General features: G+C 53.6%; 7 protein-coding genes. 5 read left to right on the forward strand and 2 right to left on the reverse strand.

The genetic code is table 11. The features are described from left to right. Positions 1-355: 355 nt before the first annotated feature. The 3 genes from FYC48_RS22005 (at position 356) to FYC48_RS22015 (ending at position 3657) form a co-directional block, all read left to right on the forward strand. Complete coding sequence (locus FYC48_RS22005; RefSeq protein ID WP_149498961.1) at positions 356-1318, forward strand: hypothetical protein; 963 nt, start codon at positions 356-358, stop codon at positions 1316-1318. A 130-nt stretch (positions 1319-1448) separates the two neighbouring features. Further along, entirely contained in the window at positions 1449-2018 is a 570-nt protein-coding gene (locus tag FYC48_RS22010) for a hypothetical protein (protein ID WP_149498962.1), read from the forward strand. Positions 2019-2505: 487 nt separating this feature from the next. After that, on the forward strand, positions 2506-3657 hold the full coding sequence (locus tag FYC48_RS22015) for a prenyltransferase/squalene oxidase repeat-containing protein (RefSeq protein WP_149498963.1): 1152 nt from the start codon (positions 2506-2508) through the stop codon (positions 3655-3657). 188 nt (positions 3658-3845) lie between these two features. Here FYC48_RS22015 and FYC48_RS22020 read toward each other — a convergent pair whose 3' ends face one another. Together FYC48_RS22020 and FYC48_RS22025 are read right to left on the reverse strand one after the other, a co-directional pair. After that, entirely contained in the window at positions 3846-4913 is a 1068-nt protein-coding gene (locus tag FYC48_RS22020) for a prenyltransferase/squalene oxidase repeat-containing protein (RefSeq protein ID WP_149498964.1), read from the reverse strand. A 29-nt stretch (positions 4914-4942) separates the two neighbouring features. After that, positions 4943-5968, reverse strand: coding sequence for a vWA domain-containing protein (locus FYC48_RS22025; protein ID WP_149498965.1), 1026 nt, complete (start codon positions 5966-5968; stop codon positions 4943-4945). Positions 5969-6404: 436 nt separating this feature from the next. On the opposite strand from FYC48_RS22025, the gene FYC48_RS22030 reads away from it, so the two are divergent. Both FYC48_RS22030 and FYC48_RS22035 read left to right on the forward strand, forming a co-directional pair. Beyond that, the gene (locus FYC48_RS22030) at positions 6405-7010 is read left to right on the forward strand and encodes a hypothetical protein (RefSeq protein WP_230775802.1); all 606 of its coding nucleotides are present in this window, start codon (positions 6405-6407) and stop codon (positions 7008-7010) included. 89 nt (positions 7011-7099) lie between these two features. Continuing rightward, the coding region (locus FYC48_RS22035) for a hypothetical protein (protein ID WP_200836673.1) at positions 7100-7311 on the forward strand (212 nt) is incomplete at its 3' end.

A 7311-nucleotide genomic window follows, 5' to 3' on the forward strand; every position in this document is an offset into this window, starting at 1 on the left:
AGCCAAAGCTCTCCCCTTCGCACTTGTGTAGATACCAATGCCCAGTGGGAGAGTGAAATGACTTAAGCCGAATCTTTCGTGTTCAACTGCTTAGCACCGGTTGGGTACGTGGGGGTATGGTATTCACTCAACCGTGGCTAACGCCATTCGGCTAAACCTAAAATCGAATTGGAACGAAGCACTCCTACCGTCCCTTCAAGACTTTGATCCTTAGCCGGAACCTGCTAGTGTTGGCGACTTGGTCGCAGAGGTAGGCATTGCGTGGTGGCTGGGGCATTTCCGCCTGCATTCGGTCCTTGCATTAGCAGTCGTTAACATAGTTGATTCTATACGAGTGACCGACAGTAGATTCCGAATGAAACAAAACCAACTTGCTGTCCTATTGACGTTGTCGTGTTTATTCACGGCTGGCTTTTGCGCCAATCGCTGTTGTTATTCACAAGACGCGCGATATCGCATTCAGCTCGAGCCACGCCAACGTGCTGCGGCAAATGATCCAGAGACTCGCTGGTACGCCTCGCCGGTCAAGACGGTCACTGGCGTCGTCGAACAGATCGACGAGCACCAAATCTCTATTCTTGTTGACGGCCAAACCATCGCCCAGCGTCACTCGGCGGCACGGTTAATTTCGATTGAGCCCCTCGACCTTCCCGACGATCAACGACAAGCGATCGATGCGTTTGGCCGGCAAGCTTATACCGATGCCTTAACCGGATTGATTCGCAGCGTCAGTGAAAAAGAGGTCTCGCAACGACCGCCGGTTTGGCGTCAGCAATGGCTGTCGATGCTGGCTTCTCAAGCAGCGATGCGAAGTGGACGTGGTGAGATTTCGCTTGAACTTGTCAACCAACTCGATTCGCGTCCGCTTCCCCAGGTCGTCGTCGCATTGCTACCGATCGATTGGACCGGCACGGCCGAGGCGACATTGTTTGATTCGGCAGCGAAGATGGCTTCATCGCCGTCGCTGGCCGTCAAACTCGTCGCCGCAAGCTGGTTATTGCGATCTCCCAAGTACCGCCCGGCTGCTGAAACGGCGATCAAACGGCTATCAAAGCAAAGTGATCGTCCCGTCATCGCGATGCTCGCCACCCAGTTGGCGTGGCAAACAAATTCACCGGCGAAGCTGAGTGAGGACTTTGGCGTGTGGCGATCATCAATCGATTCGTTGCCAATGTCACTGCAAACGGGGCCCCTGATCTTAATCTCTTCCACTGCCCGCCGACTCGGGCTGAAAGACGAATCGAAAGCCCTGAACCTATCGCTGATCCACGCGGCCCCAACCTGGCATCCTGACTTACCAACTGACGATCGTCGGTAAACCCACGTGATCGCGATGTTCGTTTCTTTTTCATCGGGTTCTGTTAAGGGAACTAGCGAAACTCTTCGCAGGTGTTGGTGAAAGGCAATTAAGCCGACTGAAAATCACCTTCCACTGCTCGGAGAGAATCATGACAATCGCCACCCGTTCAAACGCAACCCTGTTCGTCGCACTCGTCATTTCCAGCTTTGTCGCGTCCAGTGCTTCGGCACAATCCGCCGGATCATGGGTCGATATTGGCCGTGGAAAGGTCGGTGCCGGAAGTAACGCTAAGGGAATGTTCCAATTTGGAAAGAGCCGAGCAAGCAGCAAAAATGGCGTCGACTTTGGCCACGGGTTCGCCGTCGGGGCGGGCCCCAATGGCATTGCGTTGAGCAATTCGGTTGGTGTCGGCGGTGGTCCACTGGGAGCCGCCCACAACGTGCAACTGAACATCGGTCGTGGCGGTGCCCACGTCAGTCACGGCGGCGTCGTCAGCCAAGGTGGAAATCGTCGCGTGATCAGCGGCGGCCAAACAGGAACGCGTTCCAGCGGTCGCGTCTACGGGGGCAGTACGTCGACCGGATTTGGCAATCGCACCAAAACCTATTCGAAGAGCCGAACCACCAATTTTGGCTCAGCCGGAAGTTACTATGGCAGTCAACCAACCTCGTCGAACCGCCGCATCATTCGTACCTCGGGGCGCCGGTTTCGCCGCTAGTCCTTCGTCGAACATCGATTTCAAGGTTTCACAATGAGGCTGGTGTTTCGCGTCCATCGAAATTTTTGGCGCGAAACACCAGCCGATGTGCGTTAGCACCGGTTGTCCGCAGACACGACGGAAGTCTCAATCAACCGTGGCTAACGCCATGCAGCGAATGAGAAGATCCCAAGATAAATCAGCCGATGTGCGTTAGCACCGGTTCCGTGAACAGGCGTAGTCTGCACTCAACCGTGAAGATCGCTATTTCGCAAGTCACTCGTCAATCGAACTGGCCCTGATTCGTGAATGCAATGCCGACGACGATGCGGATGGGGACAGTGATGCTTCTGGGGCAAACATAACGCCTCTCAAAACAACGACGGCGACGAGGTCTAAATGGTAGACTATTGCATCAACGATGACTTTCGTCGCAGGCATGAGATCTGCTGTGCTGTGATCTCATTGTTTGGTTGTTTTATATGCCCCAACACTGGAATTGGCTTTGATGAGGGAATTGCCGTTCAGCCGCAGATCTTGCTGTCAGATTATGGCGGGCGGCATCGTAGCCGCACCGTCTAATGTCCTTGGATACAAGTCGTTAAGTAATGACCGACGATGGCAGCGAAGCCAACGATGGTTGCTCGATCAACAATCTGATGACGGTGGGTGGCATTCAAAGAACTACCGAGACCTGGAAGATGGGTTGGGAATGACAGCTCTGGTCTTGTATGCGTTGTCTCAGCGACGAACGTCAAACGAATCGGAACCAGCCGATGCGACACGCCGTGGGATTTCGTTCCTGGAAACGCGTCTATTGAAAAGACTCAACGACACCTCGGCGGACACGCCACTCAGCCGAGAGAATTACACAATCGCGCTGTTATTGGCAGCCTTGCGACCCTACGATGAAGTGGTCTTTGCTGGTCTAACTCAAAAGCTCGCAATACGACTCAAACAACGCCAACGGAAGCACACTCACGACTCCGAAATGAGCCGAATGAATGCCGGGGGATGGGGCTTTTCTGATTCGCCAATGCGAGATTCTGTCTCCCAGGCATCTGCCAATGTCTCTGTCACCGCTTATGCTCTCGAAGGACTCCAGGCCGTCGGCGCGTTAACTGATGTCATTCAGACCGCCGTATTGCGATTCATCGACCGGTGTCGTTCGAGAGAGCGACTCACCAAATCGATCGGTTATTTCTTTACACCCAACCCTAATGATCCGCTTAATAAAGCAGGAAGTAGACGTACTTCAAACGGCGAACTTCATGCCCGAGCGTATCGATCCGCGACGGCAGATGCTCTGGTTTGTCGATTGATTTGCCTCAAGCAACATCAAGATCCGACCACCCAGGCGATATTCAAATATTTGTGCCAAGACTTAAGGGAGTACCTAACTCAAGTTGACACTAAAAGTCATTCTGTCGATGTGCTTCGTGGGATCGATTTCTATCATGCCGCGTCATTGGGAAGAGTGTTGCGACTCAATCCGGAACCGCAGCTGCTTAAGCTGCAATTAGAGTACTTGAGGGCACTCGAATCATGCCGGCAAGACGCCGGGCAGTACTTTAGCCCCTATCCCTGGATGCGTGAAAACGATCCGTTAATTGCAACGTCGTTTGTTCTCATCGCATCGGCAGCTTTAGCGACACCGTAGCGAAGCATTACTGCCAATTTGCAAGCGGGCGATATTGGCTGCAGCCCCCAGTTTCCCCGGATGGAGTGAAACGAGCCCAAATCTCAAGTGTGTTCAGCTTTTAGCCCTCAAATCGTTCACTTGAAAAACCGCTTCCATAGCGGACGCGCAACGATTTAGAAATACATCGAGATTTAGAATGGTAGAGATCAATGATCGGAGATGCTGAGATAGCGATTCGGAGCTTGGAGCGTGAGCAACGCGGCGGCCGTACAAAAACTTCGATTGATGATGCAGTGATGGCCGGTCCAACTGCCGTCTTGATTTTGCACGTCGATCAAGTTGTCTCGCACTAACGGAAACCATTTCTCCGCTTCCGCACGCGGCGACTGCAAGATGCACTCGGTGACAAGGAAGAACGACAGGTACTCTTCACCACCTGCGAATTTGAAGTAGCGTGAATCCGTTCTGGCGGTTTGAATCAGTCGATCAACCGTTTCATGAAAGACGTCGTCGTCGTGATAGCCGTTCGAATAAAGGACGCGAATGGCGGACGCTTCTTTGTAAAAGTTGTGCATCCAACTAGAGGCGTTCTGTTGGTCGACTTCACGAAGGTTTTGTAGCATCGCATCGACAGCCAGCTTGATTGCCCCCTCGACCCGCATTCCGCATGAAGATGCCGAACGCATGCTTTCCCAGCCAAGTACAGTGCCGAGAATTGGCGCCCAGCTTTCACTTCCCCAAGTGCCATCGGCTTGCTGTGCTCGGGAGATTACCTCCACCAGCGTTTTCAGCCGCTTTGAGACATCCTCTTCATAGTAGCCAGCGTCTCCGACAACCTCTGTCAAAAATAATGCTGCGAGAAACAGATCTGCGTTCAATCCTATTTTGCGTTGAACGATCGACGGAGTTTCGTTTGGCGGATGCCCTTCCGGATAGTGACGAAGCATCGTGAGAGTGGCATCAAGAACCAAACGCAACTCGCGTTGATGGGGTCCCGTCGTGGTCGTGTTTCCTTCGGATAGTAACGCCAGTCCTGTGATCGCCGTACAACCTAAATCGGGTTCAAGCCCAATGTCGGGGCCGACGCCATTGCGGCGAACGCACTTCAGTAACCACTGGAATCCCTGATCGATGGAGCGTTTGCATTCAGGGGTGATTTCCTGCCGGGACTTCGATGGTGAACTCATTTCCGTTTCCTCGGCAGCCGCGACGGATTCTCTGTCACCGTTGATCAACAGACAGACCATGAACATCGGTAGAATCCATGACGACACGATACGAATCGAGACTTTGTTTGGATAGTTCATAAAGACTTGGAAATCGCATCCTGGATGTCGATAAAGAGGTGTTGCCCGTCGGTCCGTTTCGCCAGATCAATCAACGAACAGTCCGTTCGCGGATTAGGACTAAAGTGGATGATGTTGATCTGTATTCTGCGACGACGACAAAGGTTCACGATCTGTCTGACCTCCCTTGATGTCAAGTCGTCCTTTGCTTCGCCATCGGTCATCAAGAAGATCACGTCGGGATTCATCGCGACCGCTTGGCCCAATGCCATTTGATGATCGGTCTTTCCAACGCCCGTCATCTCTTCGATTGCCAACAACGCCTCGGCACGGACATCCTTGCTCGCACGATAGAGCGCCCCACGCCGAAAGAATGGATTCCGAAACGGAGTCGGTTGATGATTATAGAAGATCACTTGAAAAGAGTTTTGTTCGTCGAGCTCTTTTAAGCTCCGGATTAATTCCGCCTTGGCCAACATCAGCAACGTTTGTTCGCCAGTCACCTGATCGCCGGAGTAATAGACGACGCCCGAATTCATGCTCTCAGATCGGTCAAAGACATAGACGAATCGACTTCCTTCACCGACAAGCCCAAACACTGACGTTCTTGTTTTGCCGGTTGGGTTCAAATACTCCGCTTTGTCGGGCTGCAGCAACGCGCGAGAAACATTGGTAACGGCTGCTTCGACCGGCGGGGTCGGCAAGATTGCTTTGACGTCGACAGGTTGTTGCCTGTCTTCGAAAACCTCCACCGGTACTTCAAATTCCTTTGGCTGGCCAATTGAGACTGGAATGGTTTCGGCGAACTCCAATGACCTCAATTGGGGGCCGACACTTCCATCGGCTTTATCCATCGCAATCCGCAGAACGGACGATTGAGTGGACCGCTCGAACGTCAACAAGGCCAACAAAATCAGCAGGGCCAGATGAATGCAAATCGAGACGAGCAATGATGAACTTCGGTCAAGGAATTCGTCTCGGTAGCGACCGAGTGGGGGCTTCCAGAACTGAAGCTTGGTGAAACGCTGTGAGAAACCCATCATCGGTGGTCATCAAGAGATCGATCGAGACACCGACTGCGGTGTAGCAACGCTACTTAGCAAAAGGTGTTCCAACGCAGTGCGATCGTGTTTGAGCCGCAAAAACTAGTACTTATTCGATTTCGTGACGGAGTTCGCCGGCGAATATTTCGCCTCGCGGCGAATTTTCTGTCACCTCGGGTGCTGTGAGCCTCGGGAAACTTGATCACGACCGATCAGCCGATGTGCGTTAGCACCGGTTTTAACGGATCAACGGTGGTTGGCGTCGCCGCCATTCAATCGAAAGCCGAGTAATTTCCGGTTGCGATCTAATAAAAAAAGCCATGAAGTGTTAAGGGGGTGGAAGGCAAGAGACGCAGGTGTTGGTGTTGGCGGACGAGAGTCTCCGCCGGCAAGAAAACAACCGCTTTTTGCCTTCTGAAAACAAGGAACTTTGACGATGAAACGCTTCACCAAATTCTTCGCCGCAGCCGCTCTTCTGACCGCAATGACGACCGCCAGCGATGTCGATGCCCAAGTCACCTCGTCAAGCTACTCGACCGGAGGAACCGCGATTTCAAGTGCTTACGGACGAGGCAACACCCGTCTGCATTCCGGTGCCCTGGCGACCGGTGGCGGCTATGCCCGATCGACCATGACCGGTGACGGACGCAACGGCGGCTTCGCGAGTGGACGAAGTTCAGCAATCTCACATGGCGGCGTTGCGATCAGCCGTGGCAATTCGTCGGCCAACGGCTGGGGAGCCCGATCGCATTCCAATTCACTTGCCCGAACGGTCGGCGGTTATAGCAGAAGCGACAGCAATGCTGTCGCCAACGGTAACTGGGCCAATGCCCGATCGAATTCCCAAACCCGTACTTGGGGGACGTACGGTCGATCGTCATCAGAAGCGATCGACAACCGAGGCAACGCCGGTGGCTACGTCCCCAACAACGGCCCGAGCTACGGCAATGGCTACAGCGGCGGAACAGTTTCCTCCATGATCCAACGCTCGACGCCTCGTTCATCGGTCATCCGCGGCCGTATCTTGCGACGCCGCTTTTAACCAATCACCACGCCATTCGTCGGACACGCCCGAATCATTTCGGGCGTGTCTTTTTTCAGTCCCTCGCAACCATTCGCCGGAACAACAACATGCCACATCAAAATCCTCAATCGATCGAATCCCTCCTCGACGCCAAACGCGACGGTCGACTTGGCCGACGCAGCTTCTTACGAGCCGCCGTTGTCGCGGGCCTAACGTCTGCGGCGGCTTACCAACTACTTGGTGATGCCGATGCACAACAACCACGAATGACGACAATGGCACTCGGTGAAGAGGGCAACCCGCCGCTGGACCCCCCCCC

Origin of the sequence: Roseiconus lacunae, assembly GCF_008312935.1 — a bacterium.
Classification (GTDB): Bacteria; Planctomycetota; Planctomycetia; order Pirellulales; family Pirellulaceae; genus Stieleria; species Stieleria lacunae.

What these genes read in the sequence shown, in the direction of transcription:
- FYC48_RS22005 (WP_149498961.1), top strand. Translation starts at nt 356, where the DNA reads ATGAAACAAAACCAACTTGCTGTCCTATTGACGTTGTCGTGTTTATTC.
- FYC48_RS22030 (WP_230775802.1), top strand. Translation starts at nt 6,405, where the DNA reads ATGAAACGCTTCACCAAATTCTTCGCCGCAGCCGCTCTTCTGACCGCA.
- FYC48_RS22010 (WP_149498962.1), top strand. Translation starts at nt 1,449, where the DNA reads ATGACAATCGCCACCCGTTCAAACGCAACCCTGTTCGTCGCACTCGTC.
- FYC48_RS22025 (WP_149498965.1), bottom strand. Translation starts at nt 5,968, where the DNA reads ATGATGGGTTTCTCACAGCGTTTCACCAAGCTTCAGTTCTGGAAGCCC.
- FYC48_RS22015 (WP_149498963.1), top strand. Translation starts at nt 2,506, where the DNA reads ATGAGGGAATTGCCGTTCAGCCGCAGATCTTGCTGTCAGATTATGGCG.